Annotated in this window: 9 protein-coding genes; 1 reads left to right on the top strand and 8 read right to left on the bottom strand. The window is 65.3% G+C overall.

Annotation, left to right across the window (positions count from 1 at the left end; translation table 11 throughout):
* The 6 genes from AC1DXM_RS00005 to sbnA all read right to left on the bottom strand — a co-directional run.
* Positions 1–1,540 (bottom strand): condensation domain-containing protein (locus AC1DXM_RS00005; protein WP_477231202.1); only part of this gene is annotated, 1,540 nt, incomplete at its 3' end.
* Position 1,541: 1 nt separating this feature from the next.
* The gene (locus tag AC1DXM_RS00010; RefSeq protein ID WP_477231203.1) at positions 1,542–12,860 is read right to left on the bottom strand and encodes an amino acid adenylation domain-containing protein; all 11,319 of its coding nucleotides are present in this window, start codon (positions 12,858–12,860) and stop codon (positions 1,542–1,544) included.
* Between the two features lie 85 nt (positions 12,861–12,945).
* Positions 12,946–14,328, bottom strand: coding sequence for a KamA family radical SAM protein (locus AC1DXM_RS00015; RefSeq protein ID WP_477231204.1), 1,383 nt, complete (start codon positions 14,326–14,328; stop codon positions 12,946–12,948).
* 55 nt (positions 14,329–14,383) lie between these two features.
* Complete coding sequence (locus AC1DXM_RS00020) at positions 14,384–15,739, bottom strand: aminotransferase family protein (protein ID WP_477231205.1); 1,356 nt, start codon at positions 15,737–15,739, stop codon at positions 14,384–14,386.
* Positions 15,740–15,819: 80 nt separating this feature from the next.
* Entirely contained in the window at positions 15,820–16,839 is a 1,020-nt protein-coding gene (sbnB, locus tag AC1DXM_RS00025; protein WP_477231206.1) for a 2,3-diaminopropionate biosynthesis protein SbnB, read from the bottom strand.
* A complete protein-coding gene (gene sbnA, locus AC1DXM_RS00030) occupies positions 16,832–17,842 on the bottom strand; it encodes a 2,3-diaminopropionate biosynthesis protein SbnA (protein ID WP_477231207.1) in 1,011 nt (336 codons plus the stop codon). The genes sbnB and sbnA overlap by 8 nt, the downstream gene beginning before the upstream one ends.
* 374 nt (positions 17,843–18,216) lie before the next feature.
* Between sbnA and AC1DXM_RS00035 the strand changes: the two genes are divergently transcribed.
* Complete coding sequence (locus tag AC1DXM_RS00035; RefSeq protein ID WP_477231208.1) at positions 18,217–18,924, top strand: 4'-phosphopantetheinyl transferase family protein; 708 nt, start codon at positions 18,217–18,219, stop codon at positions 18,922–18,924.
* A gap of 492 nt (positions 18,925–19,416) precedes the next feature.
* Here AC1DXM_RS00035 and AC1DXM_RS00040 read toward each other — a convergent pair whose 3' ends face one another.
* Together AC1DXM_RS00040 and AC1DXM_RS00045 are read right to left on the bottom strand one after the other, a co-directional pair.
* Positions 19,417–20,301, bottom strand: coding sequence for a cupin-like domain-containing protein (locus AC1DXM_RS00040; protein ID WP_477231209.1), 885 nt, complete (start codon positions 20,299–20,301; stop codon positions 19,417–19,419).
* 221 nt (positions 20,302–20,522) lie between these two features.
* Complete coding sequence (locus AC1DXM_RS00045) at positions 20,523–20,708, bottom strand: hypothetical protein (RefSeq protein WP_477231210.1); 186 nt, start codon at positions 20,706–20,708, stop codon at positions 20,523–20,525.
* Positions 20,709–20,781 lie beyond the last annotated feature (73 nt).

A 20,781-nucleotide genomic window follows, 5' to 3' on the forward strand; every position in this document is an offset into this window, starting at 1 on the left:
TCCGCTCCCGCTCCACCCCGCGCCGCCGCAGCGCCTGCGCCAGCCGATCCGAGCGCCGGTCAAGCTCCCCATAGGAGACCGTCTCCCCCGCACCGCGCACCGCGATCGCGTCCGGCGTCAGCCGAGCCTGCTCGCCAAAAAGCTCGACAACGTGACCGCGCGGGTAATCGCGAACGCAGCCGCAATCCTCAAGCCAACGCCCCCGCTCCGCCTCGCTTAAAAGCGAAAGGTCGCCAATTAGGCCGTCGGGGTTCGCACAGATCTCCTTCAACAGGTGTTCGAACCGCTCCATGAGCGTCTCGGCCGCCGCCGTTTCCACCACGCCGTTGTCGTAGGTTAGATGCAGCCGCAGCCGTTCCTCCGGCGCAACCATCAGATGCAAAGGATAGGCCGTGAGCTGCAAAGGCCGGATCCACGGACGCCACCGCCCTTCGCTCAGGCGGGCCGCCGAATGCTCCTCGGCATAGTTCTCGAACACCACGATGCTGTCGAATAGCGGTTGGCCGCCCGGCACCTCGGCGCATTTCCGTATACGGCCGGGTGGCAGTTGTTCGATTTCTCGCAGCTTGAAATTCGTTTGCTGAAGCGAGCGCAACCAGTCTTTTACGCGCGCACCGGGCGCAACGTCGACGCGCAGGGGCAGAGTGTTGATGAACAAACCCACCATGGATTCAACGCCGGCCAGCTCCGGCGGGCGACCCGAGACGGCGACCCCGAACATCACGTCGCGCGCTCCGGTGTAACGCGAAAGTGCCAGCGCCCACGCGCCCTGCACGATCACGTTAAGCGTCAGATGCTGCAGCCGCGCGGCAGCGTTCAGCTGCGCAGTCGCCACCTCGTCCAGGCGACGCACCGCCTCGGCGTGACCAACGGCAGCGCCCGCCCGCCAGAAAAATGCCTCCGCAAGCAGCGTCGGCTGAGTAAAGCCACGCAGGGTCGCCGTCCAGTGCGCCTCGAACGCATCTTTCGACAGTCCCGCCGACCAGGAGATGAAGTCCTGGAACGGGCGCGGCGCCGGGAGCGGCGCCCGCCGGCCCTCGATGCGAGAGCGGTAACAGGTGTAGAGATCGCCGAGAACTATCGACAGCGACCAACCATCGAGCAAGAGATGATGGAAGGTCAACAAAACTCGGCATTGCGCCTGCGCCCAGCGGATCCACCGCAGGCGGGCCAGCGGAGCGCGCATGAGTTCGAAGCCGCGCCGGCGTTCGCTGTCGAGCGTTTCCTGGAGCCTTATCTGGCGTTCGTCGTCGGACAGCTCTCGCCAATCCTCCGCCTCTACCCTCGCCTCGACCGTTCGCAGCGCTACCTGAAGCGGTTCTGGCAAGTCCTCCCAGGCGAAGGCGGTGCGCAAGATCGCGTGCTGATCGAGAACGTCGCCCCAGGCTTCCCGCAGCGCCTGCAAATCCAAAGACTCGTCAATCTCCAGCAACGCCTGCTCGCAATAGAGCCCCGCCACGCCGCCGCCGACCGCCTCGGCGAGGATGCCGCTTTGCATCGGTCCGAGAGGATAGATGCCCTCGATGTTCTCTAGGCGCATTTCATCCCTCCCTCAACCGGCGCAACAGCCCCTCGAGTTGCAATTGGCTCAGATTCGCGAACGGAAAATCGGCGGGAGTGTAGGTGGCCGGAGGCTCGTCTTCCACTTCGCGGCCTAGACGCCGGAGTTCGGCCAGGATCGCTTCTGCGAGCGCTTCCAGGCCGCCGCCACCGGACAGCCGCAGCTCCAGCCCGCCGTCGAGCCGAGCCTCGATATGGACGCCCGTCGCTGGTGGCGTGGCGAGATTGACGATTTGGAGCCAGCTCAAGTCTCGCGGCAGGGCGAGAAAGGCGAAGCTCGCCGAACCGGACCCTCCGCGCGAAAGCGGCGCGCGTCGCATCCGCTGCTTGATGCGTGAAAGCGGCACCGGATCGGTTGCGGTCGCCTGTAGCAGGCGGAACTCCGCGAGAGGTCCGACCGTGTGAGCGTGCAGAACCAGTTCGCGCCGCGTCTCCACCTCCAGTGTCGCCTCGCCCCCGGCGGCGCGCGACGCCAGCGCGACGGCCGCCGCCACGAGCGCGACTTCTGCCGGCTCCGCGCGATGACGTTCGCGGCTCAGCGAAAGCAAGGCGCTCGTCTCTTCCGGTGGCAGACCGACTGCGAAGGAGCTCGGCGACGAGCAAAGCTCGGCGGCGGTTTCATCCGCCGCCGGCTGCGTCTTCAGCCAGCCGACGAACGAACCGGCCTCGGACATGCTGGCGCCGTCGAGAATTCTCTCCAGATCTTGAAACACGACCGGCAGGGAGTCGCGATCTGCGCCGAAGGCGTGCAACGCGAGCAGCAGCCCGCCCAGAGGCAGCGCCGCCCCAACGAGCACGCCGCGCCGCGGGCAAAGGCCTTCAATGAGTTCGGCGGCGGCCTGCTCGAAGGAGACGGCCGGCGAGAGCAGCGTCCCGCCCCCGCCGAGGGTCTGCGACCCGTCCGGCCTCAGCATAAGCCGAAGCGCGTCATGTCGGGCGACCAGCGCGTTCAGAGCCTCGGCCAAGCTCGCGGGGTCGAGCGGGCGCAAAAGCCGAAATTGCGCCAACCAAAGCGCAGGCCGGATGCCGTCTGCCAGCGCGCGGCGTTGCCATGACGTCAGCGGAAGTGACTCGACGCCGGTCGCGCGGGCATCGACATGGCTCGCTAAGGCAGCCACGGTCGGCCGCTCGGCGATATCGCGCGGCGTGAGCGGCACGCCCCGCCGGGACGCAGCGATCGCGAGGCGTATGGCCGCGACCGAATCGCCGCCGATCTCGAAGAAATCATCCTCCACGCCGAGGTCTTCGAGGTTTAGCGCTTCGCGCCAAGCCTCCAAAAGGTGGCTTTCGGTAGGCGTCCGCGGCGCCACCGGCTTGGCTCGCGCTATCATCGGCGGCGCAGCCAGCGCCCGCCGGTCGAGCTTGCCGTTGGCACTCAACGGCAGCGCCGGCAGGTTGACATAGGAGCTGGGAACCATGTGGCGCGGCAGTTTCGCCTGAAGATACACGCGCAGCTCGATCGGCTCGATCGGACCGTCGCTCACGTAATAGGCCGTCAGACTGCGTCCGCCGGCGGCTTTCGGCAGCGCCGCCACAGCGGCCTCGCGAACCCGGGGATGGGAGGTCAGTGCGGCCTCGATCTCGCCGAGTTCGATGCGGAATCCGGCGAGCTTGATCTGCTGATCGGCGCGGCCGAGAAACTCCAGGCGCCCGTCGTCGTCGTAGCGCGCGAGGTCGCCCGTCCGGTAGAGTCGCTCACCGTTGGGGTGGGTGACGAAGCTGGCGCGAGTGCGCTCGTCGTCGCGCCAATAGCCGCGAGCGAGCCCATCGCCGCCGATATAGAGGTCGCCCGTCACCCACGGCGGGCAAATCTCCTGGGCGGCGTCGAGGACCACTATGCTCTGGTTCTCCATCGGCCGGCCGTAGGGTACGCTGCGCCAGTTGGGATCGACGCGATCGATCGGGAACCATACCGACCAGATCGCAGCCTCGGTCGCGCCCCCTAGCGATACGAGTCGCATTTCGGGCGAGAGCGCGCGCGCCTGTCTGGCGAGCGGTAGAGGAATCCAGTCGCCGCTTAGGAGTGCGAGGCGCAGGGACGGCGGCGGCGCGGCGGCGCCACAATGCTGAAGGAAAAGCTGAAACAGGATCGGAACCGAGTTCCAGATCGTGACCCGCTCGCGTTCGACGAGTTCTCGCCAGTGGGAGGGATCGTCGGCGCGGGTCGCCTCGGGAATGACGATCGTTGCGCCGGCCGCGAGCGCGCCGAAAATGTCAAACACCGAAAGATCGAAGCTCAGCGACGAGAGCGCCAGCACACGGTCGCCGGGCTTAACCGCGAAGCGGCGGTTCACGTCGATGATTGTATTGGCCGCTGCGCGATGCTCGATCATTACCCCCTTCGGCTCGCCAGTCGAACCGGAAGTGAACAGGACGTAGGCGAGATCGCTTGGCGCCGCCGCCGCCGCCCGACGCTCCCCCGTCGGCGCATGATGCCTGGAAACACGGACGACCCGGGCGGGCCAACCAAAATCGGCGAGTTCGGGTTGGGTCAGAGCCTCGCGCACGCCGCAACGCTCGAAGAGCTGGCGAATGCGTTCACTTGGCAAGGTCGGGTCAACCGGCAGGAAGGCGGCGCCCGCCTTCAGCACCGCAAGGACAGCGACCACTTGCTCCCAGCCCTTGTGCATAGCGACTGCGACAAGCTCGTCGCGTCCGCTTTCAAGTTGGGCGGCGATGGCGTTGGAAAGGCGGTCCAGCTCGGCGTAATCGAGCGTGACGGCACCGGCTACCACCGCCGGCGCGCGCGGCGCGGCGCGCAGGCGCGCTTCGAACAATTCGTGCAGCAGCGGCGCGCCAACCCGGGCAACTCGGGGGCCGTTCCAAGTGGTCCAGCCGCGATGCCGAGTCTCGGCGTCAACCAGCGGAAAGGTTTCGATCGCGCGGTTCGGCGTCGCCAGCACGGCGCCCAGCAGGGCAGCGTAGGCGGCCGCGACGCCGTCGATGGCCGTGGCGTCGAAAAGGTCGCGGTTGAATTCGATGGATGCGCTCAGCGTGCCGTCGATCTCCGCCAGGGCCAGCGTCAGATCGAACTGCGCCTCGTCGCGCGAGAGCGCAAGCGGCATCGGTGCGACTTCCAGACCCGCAAAGTCGAGCCTTGTACGTTCGTCGCCGAGTGAGGCCATGGTCAGCCCCTGCGCCTCCTCGGATTGCGCCTTGCGCAACACGAACATGACATCGAACAGCGGCGAGCGCGAAGGATCGCGAACCGGGTTGAGCCGCTCAACCATCGTGGCGAACGGCAAGTCTTGATGCTCCAGCGCGCCCAGAACGACGTCGCGTGTCTGCGTCACGAGTTCGAGGAAGCTTTGTTGCGCTTCGACGCGCGCGCGCAGCGGCAGCGGATTGTCGAAATAGCCGATCACGTCGCTGAATTCCGGACGGCTTCGCCCCGCCGCGGGTGAGCCAACAATCAGGTCCTCGGAGCCGGAGTAACGGTGCAGCAGCGCGAAGAAGGCGGCCAACAGCACGGTGTAGTTTGTTACGCCCTCGCGCGAGGCGAACACGTGCAGGCGCTCTGCCAGCTCGGGGCCGAAGTGGTAGAGCCGCGTCTGACCGGCGTAGGTCTTCACCGACGGGCGCGGACGCGACATTGGCAACGAGAGCATCGGCAAGTCTCCAGCGAGCCGCTCGGCCCAATAGGACCACAGGCGCTCGCCTTCGGCGCTCACGAGCATCGCCTCCTGCCAGCGCACGTAGTCGGCGAATTGCAGCGCTGGGGGCGGTGGCGGTGGCGCACCGTCCCTCTCGGCGCGGTAGAGTTTGCCCGCCTCGCGCAGGATCAGCACCAGCGACCAGAAATCCTCGACGATGTGATGCATCGCGAACAGCATCACGTGATCGTCGGCGCCGCGGCGATAGATCCTGATCCGCACCAGCGGGCCGCGCTGCAGATCGTATGGCCGGTCGATTTCCTCTACTAGGCGTCGGCGCAGCTCGGCGTCGTCTCCATCTGGGGCAGTGAGAATGGCGAAATCCGGGTCAAGGTTGGCGAGAGGCCGCTGACGCGGCCCGTCGTCGCCTTCGATGAATACTGTCCGCAAGGCTTCGTGTCGCTCGGCGAGCCGCAAGAACACGCGCCGCATTGCCTCAGCGTCGAGCGCCCCGCGAATGTGCAGCGCTTCGCCGACATTGTAGGCGGTGCTTTCCGGCGCAAGCTGCGCCAGAAACCACAGAGCGCGCTGGCCGCGTGACAGCGGGCCCTCCGGTTCGCGCTTGCCCGTGACCGGCGCCGTCGGCGTAGCCAGTTGAGGCAGCAAGTCGTCGGCGATGGCGGCGACACCGCCGGAGATAAGCGCGCTCAGGGAGGGCAGGACCCGCAGGTCGCGATGGATACGGTTGCGCAGTTCGATTGCCATCAGCGAATCGAGTCCGAGGGCACTTAGCGGCTTTTCGGGATGGATTGCGTTCGCTTCGATCCCTAGCACAGAAGCGACCTCGGCAGCGAGATGGTCGATCAGGGATTGCCGCCCCGGCACCCACGCCGGCACGGCGCCGCCGGGCGCGGGAGAGAAGAGGTCCCGCAACACGGATCGTTCGCCCGCGACTGACGACAGCGCAGCCAGTTCGCGCATCTCGAAGCCTATTTCGACTGCATGGGCGGCGTCGCTGGCGATGAGACGCTCGAGCGCGTCGAAGGCGGCGGCCGGGGTCAACCGGCCGAGGCGGGTCTGCGGCGAGCCCTCAGCCGCCCGCTCTGCCATACCGCCGGCCGTCCAAGGTCCAAACGAGACGGAAAGCGCCTTCAGTCCGCGTGCTCGCCGAGCCAGGGCGAGAGCGTCGAGATAGGCGTTCGCGGCGGCGTAAGCCGCCTGTCCCGGCGCGCCGCAGATCGACGCCAGGGAGGAAAACACAACCCAGAAATCGAGATCCCCAGTAAGGCGGTCGAGCTGAGTCGCGCCCGTGGCCTTGGCGTGCAGAGCGCGGCGCAGCACGCCGGCATCGAGCGAGGCGAGCGTCGCCTCGCCGGCGACCCCAGCCAAGTGCAACACGCCGGCAACGGGCACGCGCTGCGAGGCAAGCACGGCGTGCAAGGCCGCTTCGTCGCCAACGTCGGCGACGGCTAGTTCAACGGCAACGCCGCGGCGCTCCAGCCGTTCCACCGCGGCGGCCCGGCGGGCCTCGACGCCAGGCGGCAGCATCGGCCAAAGGTTGCGCGGAGGGAGGCCGGTCCGCGCGATCAGCAGCAGCCGGCGAGCGCCGCGATCGGCTAGCCAGCCCGCAGCCTCCAGCGCCAGATCGCCGAGACCGCCGGTGATAAGATAGGTCGCATCGGGACGGCAGACGAGCGGGGGCGCCCAAGGCAGCACCGTCGGCCGCAGTCTCGGCGTAAGACGTCGCCCGCCGCGCAGCGCCTGCTCGTCCTCGCCCGTTTGCAGCAGCGCCTCGGCCAGCAGTGCCTCCTCGCCGGGTGGGGCCAACGGGTCAAGGTCGACGAAACCACCGAACAGGGAGGGCTGTTCCAGCGCAACCGTCCGCGCCAGACCGCACAGAGCGGCTGCGCCCGGATCAGGCCGGTCCTGCGCCTGCGCCGCCATCGCGCCGCGCGTCGCCATCCACCATTTGGCCGGCACCGCGCTCGCGAGCGACGTGACGACACGGGCGATGCTTGCCCCTAAAACGGCAATCCCCTCCTCCGTCAGGCCGCCGTCCAGCGGTCTTAGATCGACGAGCGTCACGGCACCATGCCGCCGCGCGTCTTCGACCCGCAGATCGTCCAACGCCGCCTGGGCACACCAGTCGCCCGCCGCCTGCAAATGAGCCTGAAGCCGCGCCGCTGCCCCACCCGCGTCGGCCAGAAGCAGCCATGCGCGTGGGGCCTTCCCCCCGGTCCGCAACGGCGAGACGCTCCACGAAAGCGCCAGCGTCCGCGCCAGACCTGGACCGATCAGGGCGGCCGGGTCGGTCTTCCGATGTGCCAGCAGCAGCCCGGCCGGCGCAGGCCGTAGCTCCACCTTTTCGAGCACCGCCACCGTCGCACCGCTTTCGTCCAAAAGCCGGATGTCGGCGCCATCCGGCCTGCGTCGCGCATGCGCATAGACGACCGCCGGCAGCGCCGCGCTGATGTGAACCCGGCCGACGTGGGCTGGAATTTGGGCAGCCTGGGCATCGAGGACGAAACCCACAAGCGATTGGAACGCGCCGTCGATCAATGCCGAAGTCGCAGCGCCATCAGGGCGCTCCAGACGCGCGAGCACCTCGTTTTCGTTGGTACGCAGCCAGACGAGGCTCTGATAGGCCGGTCCGAGCCCGAGGCCCGCTGCCGCCATACGCGGGTAAATGTGCGCGCCGTCGATCCGCTTCGGACAGCGCGCCACCAGAGCCGCAATGTCGATTTGCGCAGGCAGCACGACGGCCGCCGGAACGGCCAGCCCCGAGGAGCACTCGCGCTCCTCTGACGAGATCGTCCAGCGTACGGCGCCGCCCTCGCCGCGCAGTGCAACCTCCACGTCGGTTTCCCCGCCGATGGCGAGGGGGTTCATCAGAGTCACATCAGCGAGATCCAGCGCCGCATGTCCGGCGTGATGGGCGGCCGCAGCCAGCGCTAGCTCAAGATGAACAGCCGCCGCCAATACAGGCATGACGCCGATGCAATGGTGGGCGATCCACGGATCGCTGGCGGCGAAGCGGCGAACATAGCGGGCGCTTGGGCGCGGCTCGTCCAGGCAGCGGTCGAGGATGCCGCCGAGCCGAGGCGTTTGGGGAGGAAAACCCGCACCGCCCGCTGGCGCGTCGTCAAACCAATGCCGGCGGCGCTCGTAGGTCCGGGGTGGCACCGACACGCGGCGGCGTCGGTAGGGCGCGTCAAACCCGCGCCAATCGACCGCGACGCCCGCCAGCGAGACCTTGGCTAGGCTCGCAAGCAGGGCTGCCGCATCGTCGCCGGTCTCGCCGCCGAGCGAAGCGGTCAGAACGAGCTCTGGCGGCAATCCGCCTAGCCGCGCTGTCAAGGCAGTCAGCATCGGACGCGGGCCGATTTCCACGAACACCCGGCAACCCGCGGCCAGCGCACCCCGTACGCAATCTGCGAACCTGACCGGCGCCCGAGCCTGACGGCGCCAATAGTCGACGTCGGGTGCGGTCACCATCGCCTCGCCAGTGACGTTGCTGAACAAGGGAATTTGTGGCGGCTGCGGCCGCAGCGACGCCGCAAAAACCGCAAGCGGCGCGAGCATCGGCTCGATCAGCGGCGAGTGGAAGGCGTGTGACACGTTTAGCAGTTGCGCCGCGACGCCCTCGGCCTGAAGCTGCGCGATAAGGTCCTCCAACTCGCCGCAGGGGCCCGAAAGCACGAGCGAGTCCGGTCCGTTGTAGCAGGCCACGGTCACCGCCCCGCCCGCGAGCCGCGGCGCCAGCCGCGCTTCAGCGATCCGTACGGTCGCCATGGCACCGCCGCGCGGCAGCGCGCCCATGAGCCGGCCGCGTTCCGCCGCGAGCGCCATTACCTCTTCGAGTGAAAGCGCCCCGGCGACATGCGCGGCGACGAGCTCGCCGACGCTGTGGCCAACCACCGCCGCCGGCACGATGCCCCAGGAGCGCCAAAGCTCAGACAACCCCACCTCCAGCGCGACCAGCGCTGGCTGCGCCCATTCGGTCGCATGGATCGGTGCCGAGCCGTCGAGCAGTACATCCCGTAGGCGCAATCCGTGCGAGCGCCGCACGCCGGCGTCGCAGCGCTCGATTGCTTCGCGGTAGACGGGATAGTCGCGATAGAGTTGAGCCCCCATGGCCGGGAATTGCGTTCCCTGGCCGGAAAACAGGAAGCACACCAGTGGCGGCTCGCGATTCTGGACATTTGTCCCAACTTGGCCGGCCGGCCCCACGCTCGCGGCGCGCAGCTGCGCCGCGAGCGTGGGGCCATCAGCGCCGACGACGGCGAGCCGACGCGGCAAGGCCGCGCGCCCGGTATTGACTGTGAAACAGACGTCGGCGGCGTCGTTCGCCTGCTCCAGCAGGCGAGCAAGCCGCTCGGCGTCCGCGCGTAGCGCTGCTTCACCGGACGCCGCAAGCTGCAAGATGTGAAGTCCGCGCCTGGGATCGGGTGCCACGTCGCGCGCCGGCGCGGCCTCGACCACGACATGTGCGTTGACGCCGCTGAGGCCGAAGGAGCTGACCCCGGCAACCCGGCGCCCGGAGGGCCAGGGCCGCAGGATCCCGTTGATCTCCAAGCCGGGTCCAGCCGCCCGCACCATGCGCGCTCCAGGCTGCGGCGGAAGCTGTCCGTGTTCGAGCGCGAGGACGGTCTTGATCAGCCCAGCTATCCCTGCTGCCGCCTCGAGATGGCCGAAGACGCCTTTTACCGATCCGACCGCGCAAGGCGGGTCGCCGCGATCGGCGTGACCGAAGACGGCACCGAGCGCTCGCAGTTCGATGCGGTCCCCGATAGGCGTCCCCGTCCCGTGCGCCTCCACGTATCCTACCTGCGAGGGTGCGAGCCCCGCCGCCGCCAAGGCGGCGCGGATGACCTCGGCTTGCGCGGCACCGCTCGGCGACGTCAGCCCATTGGTGCGGCCATCCTGGTTGATCGCGGACCCGCGGATGACTGCCAGCACGCGGGCGCCGGTCCGCTCAGCCGTCGAAAGGCGCGTCAAAACGACCATGCCGCAACCTTCGCCGCGCACGTACCCGTCAGCCTCGGGATCAAACGGCCGGCAGCGCCCGCTCTGCGACAGTACGCCCGCCGCGCCGAGTGCCATTCCGGGCTCGACGGAGAGCAGCAGGTTCACGCCGCCGGCCAGCGCCGTCTCCGCTTCTCCGTCAAGAAGGCTGCGGCAGGCTGTGTGTACCGCGACCAGTGAGGAAGAGCAGGCGGTGTCGATGGCTAGGGCCGGGCCGCGCAGGTCGATGAGATAGGCGAGGCGGCTGGCGGCGATCGAGAGCGCGTTGCCGGTCAAGGACCAGGCGTCGGCACGGCGCGGATCGCGCCAGACAAGACGGGCGTAATCGCTGTGCGAGGCGCCGAGAAACATCCCGACACGCTCGCCTGAAAGCAGATCGGGGCGCAGTCCGGCATCCTCCAGCGCCTCCCAGGCGACTTCCAGAACGAGACGCTGCTGCGGATCCATGACGGACGCTTCGCGCGGCGGAACGCCGAAGAACGCGGCGTCGAAACCGTCGATCTCGTCGAGATAACCCGCACGTGTTTCGGGTGCAGGGGCGCGGGCGCGTTGCGCCGAAGGCGCGCCCACCCCGTCGCCGCCTTCACAGAGCAATCGCCAATAGGCATCAAGATCGGGCGCCTTGGGAAACCTGCAGGCCATGCCGATGACCACAATCGGCTCTGCCTCCGCACCCGACCGGCCGATGGCCGCAGGCGACGGCGTAGCCGTTTCCTTGTCTCCGGCCAGATGCGCCGCCAGTCGCCGGATCGTCGGATATTCGAACGCCAGCGTGGCGGGCAGAGGGCGCCCCAGTTTGGATTCCAGTTCCACGATCAAGGCGATGCTCTTGATCGAGTCAAGTCCGAACCGGTCAAAAGGCGCGTCGAGGCCGATGCTTTCGGGCGCGATATTGAGCTTCTGCGCGAACCGGATTGCTAGCCACTCTCGCAACGCCGTCGCGTCCGTGGCGCCGGCGCAGGGGCTAGCGGGCGGCGGCGCGATATCGGGCGAGGCGCGTTCCTGAGCCAAAATCTTTAGCGATCCGTTGAGGAATGCCTCGCGGCAGGCGCGCCGCCGCACCTTGCCGCTGGACGTGAGCGGAACACTATTGGGTCGCACCAGGGCAATGAGTCGAGGTTCCACATCGTGCTCGGCCGTCACCGCGGCCCGTACAGCCGCGATCACTTCAGAAAGATCGATCTTCTTGTCTGGACTAACCTCGTGGACTAGCGCCAGTTCTTCGCCACCTTCCGCTTCTAGTGCGAACGCGGCCCCTGTGGCGCGCAATGCGGGATGACAGTGCGTCACCGTCAGTTCTATGTCATGCGGATAGAGATTGCGCCCTCGGACAATCAGCATGTCCTTGATCCGGCCGGTGACGAACAACTCGCCGTCGCGCAGGAATCCCAGGTCGCCGGTGCGCAGGAACCGGGCCGAGCGTCCCTCCAGACGCGCGTTGAATACGCGTTCGGTTTCCTCCGCTTTGCCCCAGTAACCGCTGGCGATATGCGGCCCGGCCACCCAGATCTCGCCGACCTTGCCGTCGCCCAGCGCGCGACCCGTCTCAGGATCGACGATGGCCATCTCCTCGCCGGGAAGCGCGACGCCACTGCTCACCAGCCGAACCGCATCGCCATCGCCTTCAACGGCTTGGTTCTGCTCGAGCTTCGCGCGGTCGAACGCGGCGTTGGCCGGGAATGCGCCGGGCGTACCAGCCGAAACCATGAGCGTCGCCTCGGCTAGGCCGTAGCAAGGATAGCACGCGCCGGCATCGAATCCGCAGGACCGAAAGGCCGCGCTGAAGCGCTCCAGCGTGTCGGTGCGCACCGGTTCGGCGCCGTTGAAGGCGACCTTCCAACTGGACAGGTCAAGCCCGGCTTTCTCTTCGGCGGAGATCCGTTGCACGCAGAGTTCGTAGGCGAAATTCGGCGCTCCGCTGGTGGCGCCGCGGTAGTCGCTGATCGCTTTGAGCCAGAGCGCAGGTCGCCGGACGAAGTCGGCCGGGGCGATCATTACCGTGCGGGCGCCGAGATAAAGCGGCTGCAAAAGCATGCCGATCAGGCCCATGTCGTGGTAGAGCGGAAGCCAGCCGACCACGACGAGATCGCGGTCGTGCCGCATGGCGGATGCGATCATGCGCTGGTTGCAAACGAGGTTGCTGTGGGTGACCGCCACGCCCTTTGGCGCCGCCGTCGATCCCGAGGTATATTGCAGGAACGCGAGCGAGCCGCCCTGGATGTCCGGTTCGCGCCAATCGCCTGAGACGTCCTCCACAACGTCTGTAACGATGCCCGCCATCGTTCCAATCCAGGGCGCCTCTGCCGACATCGACGCTAGTTCGGCAGCCATCTTGCCCGTGGCGAGATAGCGCGCGGCGCCGGCGTCGACGGCGATGGTATGGAGGCGGGACAGCATCTGGGGGCCTCGCGGCGGATAGACCGGCACGGCGACGGCGCCGGCATAGAGACATCCGAGAAAGCCGGCGACGAAATCCAGGCCAGGCGGATAGATCAGGAGCACGCGCTGGCCGCGCGCTTCAGGACCGAGCGCAAGGGCGACGCCGCGCGCCCGCCGATCGAGTTGCGCGTAGGTGATCGAACGCGGTTCGCCGCCTGTGGCAAGGAATGTGCAGGCCACCTTGCCGCCTCCCTTCGCGAGATGGCGGCGGAACACCTGGACGAAGGTGTCGTCCCTCCTCATCCTCGCCCCTTCCTCGGCATCCCGCTGCGGCTTCGCGTCCGCTCCCGGCGCGCGGCGGCGTGGAGGAAAAGGCATGCTACGCATTTCACTGCGAACCGCTCCTAATTGATGGTAGGCAAGCGGATGGCCCGCTTTCCGTCGCGTCGCACGCGAACTTCCTCTCCGCCTTATTCTCAAAGAAGAACGACGGTTCGCCGAAGGCCGGCTTGAGATCTCCAAACCAAGTTGCCTCCTCGTCGTAGCTCGCGAAAAACGGACGATATGACCACTCCGGGTTGCGCGCCTGAATGAAGCGCAGCACCAGCGCCCGTTCGCCGGCGACTTCGACCATTCCGGCTATTTCTATCTTGCCCGGGCTAGCGCTCATGACCGGTCCCCGGGCAGTGCGCGCCAGCCCAGAAACCTGCCGCTGCGCCGACGAACAAATTTCGAAAGCCCGAACCAGAGGAACATCAAATGATCGATGTGCTCCGGTGTCGCGCGCGACAAACATGTAATAGGGAGACAATCCCAAAACGACTTGGCGGCGCCACATCTCAGCCCAGACGGTCGCGTCATCGTTAACGCCGCGCAGCAGCGGCCCTTGGGTCCTGATCACGGCCCCGGTCGATCGCAGCCGAGCGATCGCCGCTTTCGCGACGTCGGTGTCGAGCTCACGCCAATGGTTATAGTGGGCCATTACGGCAACGTGCTTGCCTTCACGCACCAGTCGCTCAATCAGGCGCATGATCTCATCGGCGTCGGGGTCAGTCAGGAAGCGATGTGGCCAGAAAGAAAGCGCCTTCGTGCCGAGCCGGATCGACTGCACGCGCCGCATGTCCTCGGACAGCGCCGGCTCCAGGAAATATCGCAGGCGGCTCGCCTTGAGCGAAAATGCGTCTCCCCCCGTGATCAGCAGGTCCGTGACCGACGGCCGCGACGCGATGAAGGCCCACAGCGACTCGCGTTCCGAAGAGGCAAAGCGAAGCGAAGCGTCGTTGATGAATTGCGGCCAACGGAAGCAAAAAGCGCAATAGGAGTGACATGTCTGCGCATCGCTGGGAAAGAACAACACCGTTTCCGCATATTTTTGCTGAACACCCTCCAAGACACCGCTTTCGCCGACGGGTCGGTTGAGCGACAACTGGTCTGCGGGGTGCGGGTTCAGCCGCCCGCGAATCCGAGCGACCACGGCTTTCACGGCTTCGTGCGACGCGCCTGCGGCCAAAGCGGCCGCCAGTTCGGAATAACTCTCCTCGTCGAGCACCGACCGCTGGGGGAAGACGAGCCTGAACATCGGATCGTCCGGCGCCGCCGACCAATCAATCAGCTGTTCGAGCACATAGGCGTTGACGCGAAACGGCAGAACGCGAGACACTATTTGGATGTCCCTCAAAATCTCAGGATCTAGGGCCGCCAGTTGCGGTATGGCCTCGACAGTCGGCGTCGTGATCGGCTTCAGCCGCGGTGCTCGGTCCGCGAGGGTCATCGCCTAGCCTCCCCGCCGCGCAGCACCGTTCCAGGCTGAAGTCTCGCGAAGTCCGTCATGGCGCCGCCGTCATCGAGGTTTCGGCGACCGACGACGCCAACGCATCGACAAGGAAAGCGACGTCCTTGCGGTCGATGTTAAGCGGCGGCAGCACAAGCGCATGCGCCCCCGCCTCGCTGAGCGCCCCGCCGGCGCTGGGATAGACCAGCACTCCATGTCGCAGCGCGGCCGCCTGGAAACGCTCCGACAATCCGAACGCCAAGGTGCCCTGCGCCGCTCGGCCGAAATCGAGTCCGACCATCAGGCCCTTCCCTCTTACCGTGGCGAATTTTGACCCCGCGAGGCGGGCGCCGAGGCCCACGATCAGCTCCGTCCCGCGAGTCCCAGCGTTTGCGACGAGACCTTCGGATTCGATGCGGTCGAGAACATGAGCGCCGATGGCGCAGGCCAACGGGCTGCACGCATGGGTTTGCCCGTTCTGAAACGCCACGCCGTTGCGCTCCAGCACGTAGGCCGTCCGCTCGCCGACGAGAACGGCGGACAAAGGATAATAGCCAGCGCTGATCGCTTTCCCAACGACGACGATGTCCGGCTCGACGCCCCAATGCTCCACCGCGAACGCTTTTCCAGTGCGCCCGAACCCGGTCATCACTTCATCTGCGATCAGCAAAACATCGTTACGTGTACAAATCTCGCGCACCGCAGCGAGGTAGCGGTCATCCGGCGTCGCCCCGCTCAAGGCGGCACCGACGATCGGCTCGACCAGGAACGCCGCGACCGTGTCGGGATCTTCGTCCCAAATCGCTCGCTCCAGCGAGAGCGCACATTCAACGTTGCAGGTCTCCGGCTCCAGTTCGAACTTGCAGGAAGGGCAGAAGGCGGCCGCGGCTTTCGCGACCGGGGGCAGGACGCTTTCATAGGGCTTCCGGCGGCTCACAAACCCGCCCGCCGACAGCCCGCAGAGTGTATTGCCATGATAGGATGCCTCGCGGCCAATGATCTTGGTTTTGCGCGGACGCCCCGCGACCCGCTGATACTGGATCGCCAGCTTGATCGCCGCCTCGACCGCGTCAGAGCCACTGGAATACATCACAACTTGCGAGACGCCGTCCGGCGCGAAGGAGACTAGGCGCGCGGCGTAGCGCTCGACAATGTCGCAGGCGAATAGACGGCCGGGAAACACCGTCAGCTGCAACGCCTGATCGCGCAGGATCTCGACGAGTTCGTGGTCGCCGTGCCCCAGGATAAGCGAGCCGGAGCCGCTCGCGGCGTCGAAGAACTCGTTACCGTCGACATCGTACAAATGGGATCCCCGTCCGTGCGAAATTCGTCGATACGAAGCGTCCCGGTTGGGATACGCCGACCGGGAGGGGAGAATGGCGAATTCAGAAGGTCTCAAAGCATGCTTCATTCCCTAGCCCCGGTGAATCTGCTACGAAGGTTGCTCCAATACGACCGTGTCGTCGCTCCAACGGCGCGCGCAGTACGCTCTTACTTCTCCACTTCTTCATCGAAGAAGGACGGTACGTAAAGTACGTCGCCTCGTTTGCGCGCCTCGTCGAATACGAACCGTGCGAGCGCGACGTCGAGAACGCCGAGTCCGAACGGTGAAAAGATCGTGGTCTTGGTGGGATCGAGGGTCAGCCGTCCTTCGATCAGATTGCCGATTTCTCCCGAGACGAACGAGCGGTCGCCGCATTGTTGCTCCGCAAGATGCGCCGACGTAGCAGCGCGCAGGCAGTGATCCACGTCATCGAACACATTGTTGGCCCGCAATATGACGTCGGGCGACAGGTCGCGCAGAGAAATGTGGAGGACCAGGGGGTTGTGCCGAAACAGTTCGGGGTCTCCCACGTAAGGGCGGCTAGCAGTCGTTGCGAAAACGATCAAATCGCTCCCGCGAATGGCCGCCTCCAGGTTTGGTTCGACGCGAACCGCCGCATCTCCCTCGGCCCAAAGACGGAAATCTTCGGCGCGGCTCATAGCGAGATCGAACACGCTGACGCCGGCAAAGCTCCATCCGCGAGCGAGGAACATGTCGAATATGTGTCGTGCGATCTGGCCCGCGCCAATGAACGCGATGTGCCGTCCGGCGTTCGCTCCGTTCAGACAGCACTCCGTCGCAAGCACCGCCGAGGCGGCCGTGCGGGTCGCGCTAACGATCGAGCCCTCCATAATCGCGAAAGGAAAGCCATTGTCGCGCCGGTTGAGAATGATGACGGCGGAGGCGCGCGGCAGGCCGACGGCGACGTTCCCGGGCCAGCTCGAAATCCACTTCATACCTGCGACGGGGGCGGCGTCCCTCAAATCGGCGGTAAGCGAAATGATACGGTCCTGAGGTCGGTCCGGAAAGGTTAGGAAACTGCTATGCGGCACGGTCGTCCGGCCGTCCCGATGCGCCACATAGGCGGCGCCGACGAGGTCCACGATCGCCTGCCGGTTCGCCTTCACAATCTCCCGCACGGCGCGCGCAGCGACCACGCCGAGCTGAGGGGCCTCGCCCTCAGTCATGACACCCATCACGGCCCCAGTTGATTGTCGATTCGCGCAGCGCCCGGCCGCAGTGCGCGACAAGACCGGGAAAGCGCTCTTCGACCCAGTCGTCATCATAGATCGTGTCCAGATATCGGTCGCCCATGTCGGCCGATATCGCAACTACGCACGATCCCTTCTTCAGCTCGTCGCGCATGATCGAAACTGCGGCGAGCACCGAGCCAGTCGAGCCGCCGACTAGCAGACCCCTGGCGGCGAGCTGCCTACACATAAGGATCGCGTCGGCTTCGGACACAAGCTGCAGCCTATCGTACGCGTCCTCACTGGCGATCTCCGGGCGCCTGCTGGTTCCAAGGCCGGGTATATGTCGCCGGCTTGGAGGAGCGCCGAACGTAACCGACCCTTGCGCATCGACCGCCACGATCTCCACGCCAGGGAGTTTCCTTCTAACCGCACGCGAAACCCCGTTCAGCGTTCCGGTCGTGCCGGCGCCTATGAACAAATAATCGATCCGCTCGAAAGCGCTGAGGAGTTCGGGCCCCGTGAACCTCTCATGCGCCAACGGATTGGCGGGATGCCGGTACTGGTTGAGCCAAACCAGATCCGGCTCACGCTCGAGCCGCGAGCGAATGTAGGAAATACGGCTCCCGAGGAAGCCGCCGTTCGCGTCGGTCTCCCGCACGATTACGACCTCAGCGCCATAGGCCCGCATTAGCTTGACCGCGTGGCCCGAAATATTGGGATCGCTGACGCAGGTAAAACGATAGCCGCGCTCTGCCGCCATTATGCTTAGCGCGATGCCGAGATTGCCGGACGAGCTCTCTATAAGCGATAAACCCTGCGTGATCTCGCCCGTCCGCTCAAGCGCCTCGACCATCTCGCGAGCCGTCTTGGTCTTGATGGAGCCCCCCGCGCTGTAGCACTCGATCTTGAGATGCACCTCATCAAACGGGAGCAGGCCCATGATTGCTACAAAGGCGTCACCAACAGCTAGTTCGGCGGGCGAGCGGGCTCTAACCATGGGCGCCTTGCTCCTAAGACATCACGTCTCACATCTGCAGTTATCTGCCCGACCAGGTCATTCAACTGCCGACATGCGCCGAAAAAGCCCTGATCACCCCTGAAACTGTTCAATGCTTACATGTCGTGAACAGCATATTCCGCAGCGACGTAGCCAAATTTAAGATGGACCACGGCGCGGTCGGTGGCAATAGGTTATGGATCGCGGAAAGTTTATTTTTTTGCTATCTCTCTTTTGACTTCTCCTCGTGGCAGGCAGCAACGCGCCATTGAGTTCCGGTATAATGGGGATGCTCCTCTGCGTTATCTTCGCCGCTTTATCATATCGCGGGCGTCGTGCTTGCTACATCCGGGGCAGCAGCGTGGGAAAGCGCCATGCAAATAATAGTGTGGACCCTGGACCCCGAGGCCGCGGCGGATCGTGCGCACCCTATATTCGACAATCTGCTCGACGCGAGCGAACGCGCAAGGGCGGCGCTTTTTGTCCACGACCGGAATCGTCGCGAATTTAGAGCGGCGCACGCCCTGAAGCGGGCGGCGATCGCGCTTCTGAGCGGCGTAACGCCCGCTGAATGTCGCTTCGAAGTTGAGGACGGAGGCAAACCCGTCCTCGCCCATCCCCGCGGGCTCCATTTCAACCTGTCCCATTGCAAGGGGCTCGTCGCTGTGGCCGCTTGTACCGATACGCCCGTTGGGGTCGATGTCGAGCCGACAGCTTCGACTTGGCCGTTCGAAATCGCTTCAGCAGTCTTCGCCCCGTCGGAACTCGCCTGGCTGGAGACACTCACACCCGCCGGCCGGCAAGAAGAGGCCGTGCGTCTTTGGACCTTGAAGGAAGCCTTCATCAAGGCGACTGGGCGTGGCCTTGCCGAACCGCTCGACGGCTTCTCGTTCAGCTTCGACCGGCTTGCCATCCAATTCCAGAGCCCAGCGCGCTGGAGCAGCCAAGCGTGGCGCTTCGCCGAGCGACGGTTGGCGCGCCACCAACTTGCATTGGCTTGGCGGGGACCTTCGAACGCCTGTCTGACGCTGAGGGAGATCCGCTACGACGACCCGATGTTTTGCGCCTGGCAAGGGTATTAAGGTGGATTGGCTTAGCAGGGCGTCCGCCATTCTATGGACTTTGCCCCTGGAAGGATCGCAAGAACGTGGGCGCGAAGTACACGGCAATCGCACAGATCTGGCGCGGCAACTGGAACCTTGTCATTCCGTTCTTCGCCTTCCCCGATGGAGTCCGCCGAAACGACAGCTGCGCGAGTGGTTGGAGGCGAAGACGCAGTTTGCCGCAATTTTCAAAGAGCCGCTTCGTGCAAGCACGATGGATACCCACGCCGCAGCGCGCGACTTCACCGAGTCGAAATCCGACTGAAGCGCGGTCCCTCTCTTGGCGAACCTCTTCCGGCTCGCCAGCTTCGATCACGCCACAAGGCAACTGAGAAACTCCAAATGGGTCAACTTGTACGCAGGCCCGTCTTCTCGAATGCACACAGGCGTCGACCACAAGACGTGCACTCCCTGTCCGTCCTGCCTTTCGTGGGCGCCGCTTGCCTCATTAGCGGTCGTCGCGACGGTCGGTCATAACAGCGAACGCAGCACATAGGCCTTCATGGATTCCGGCACGTCGTCAGGCAACAGGGCGAGAGCGTCCGCGACCACCGCCCGCCAGCGTGCGATCAGCGGTCCATAACGCTCCTCGTCGACGGAGAAAAAGTTGAGGGAGATCGAACGTGAACGGGTATGTACGGCATGCCAGTAAAACATGGGCATAAACAGAAGGTCCCCCGGGCCGAGCCGGGCGTGCAATCCGCGCAGATTGCGGACGCCAGGGAATCTTTCGAGATCAGGGAATTCGAGGTCGAACACCCGGCTTTGCCGCGAATACAGGTCGTCCGAACCGTGCGGATAGAGTAAATCGCACTGGTCGGGCGCGAAGAGCAGAAATTCCTTCTCTCCTTGGATCTGACAAAAGAAATTGTCCGCGTGATCGAAATGGGCCGGCGTGACGCAGCCAGCGTCGCCAACCCAAAGATTGACCTCGACTTTGCGATTTACAGGAAGATAAGTCGGCGGATCGCATCCCGCCATCAGTTGCTGGAGGAGAGACGCGGGATACTGATAGAGATAATGCCATCTAGCGGATTTCTGATCCAAGCGCTGCGCAAATTCTGCGAATTTCATCCGCTCAAAGCGACGACCGTCGTCTTGCGGTCGCTCTCCGGCAAGGCCGTGCTCTTTGCCCCCCGGGAAGTAACGGTCAGGCGACGAGTAGACGACAACTGCCTGATTGCCCAGTTCGTCCGCGAAGGTCGGTATCGACCAACGCGTTAGCGCGGGCCAGGATTCAAGAACGCCCTCTATGACAACAGGTTGCCGCGAGTCGAAGAATTCTTGCTTGAACGCTTCCCCCGTCGGCCTGCAGATTCGTTGGATGGGCACCGTCTCAAACGGCCACTCGCTCATGTCAGCGCCCTCCGCACCTGGATCGGGAGAAGGCTAACAGGCGAAAACAGAAATCCAATTCGCCGCATACGACGCATGGCTTTCGTGCATGCTCTGTGTCGAAAAAAGCCAGACCTCCAAGCCGATCGAATATTTTCGAACCAACCTTTAGCGGCGATACACGTCGTAAGCTAAACGGGCCCGACCGAGTTCGGCCCCAGAGGGGCCCGCCAATGGGGAAATCAGGAGTTCTTCGCGGTAAGTTTCTTAGCGAAAACCCTGGTTTCGTCGCCGAGTTTCTCCATCACATTCGGCTGCATGAGCGTCTTGGTAATGAGGCCGTCGATATGGTCCTCAACCTGCTGCCGCTGTTCTGCTGTCATTCCTGCCAACTCTTCGGGCGGGATCAGGTGCGTCATAACTGACATAAGTCACCTCCACTTGAGATTTAACGTTAACCACATGGAAAGACTGCAACTCTGCATAGAAAGCGACGTCCGA

The sequence above is a fragment of the Mesorhizobium sp. P3_A2 genome (genome assembly GCF_056403115.1).

Excerpts from the sequence above, each read along its gene's own strand:
- AC1DXM_RS00020 (WP_477231205.1), bottom strand. The coding sequence starts at position 15,739 with ATGAAGCATGCTTTGAGACCTTCTGAATTCGCCATTCTCCCCTCCCGG.
- AC1DXM_RS00045 (WP_477231210.1), bottom strand. The coding sequence starts at position 20,708 with ATGTCAGTTATGACGCACCTGATCCCGCCCGAAGAGTTGGCAGGAATG.
- AC1DXM_RS00035 (WP_477231208.1), top strand. The coding sequence starts at position 18,217 with ATGCAAATAATAGTGTGGACCCTGGACCCCGAGGCCGCGGCGGATCGT.
- sbnA (WP_477231207.1), bottom strand. The coding sequence starts at position 17,842 with ATGGTTAGAGCCCGCTCGCCCGCCGAACTAGCTGTTGGTGACGCCTTT.
- AC1DXM_RS00010 (WP_477231203.1), bottom strand. The coding sequence starts at position 12,860 with ATGAGGAGGGACGACACCTTCGTCCAGGTGTTCCGCCGCCATCTCGCG.
- sbnB (WP_477231206.1), bottom strand. The coding sequence starts at position 16,839 with ATGACTGAGGGCGAGGCCCCTCAGCTCGGCGTGGTCGCTGCGCGCGCC.
- AC1DXM_RS00040 (WP_477231209.1), bottom strand. The coding sequence starts at position 20,301 with ATGAGCGAGTGGCCGTTTGAGACGGTGCCCATCCAACGAATCTGCAGG.
- AC1DXM_RS00015 (WP_477231204.1), bottom strand. The coding sequence starts at position 14,328 with ATGACCCTCGCGGACCGAGCACCGCGGCTGAAGCCGATCACGACGCCG.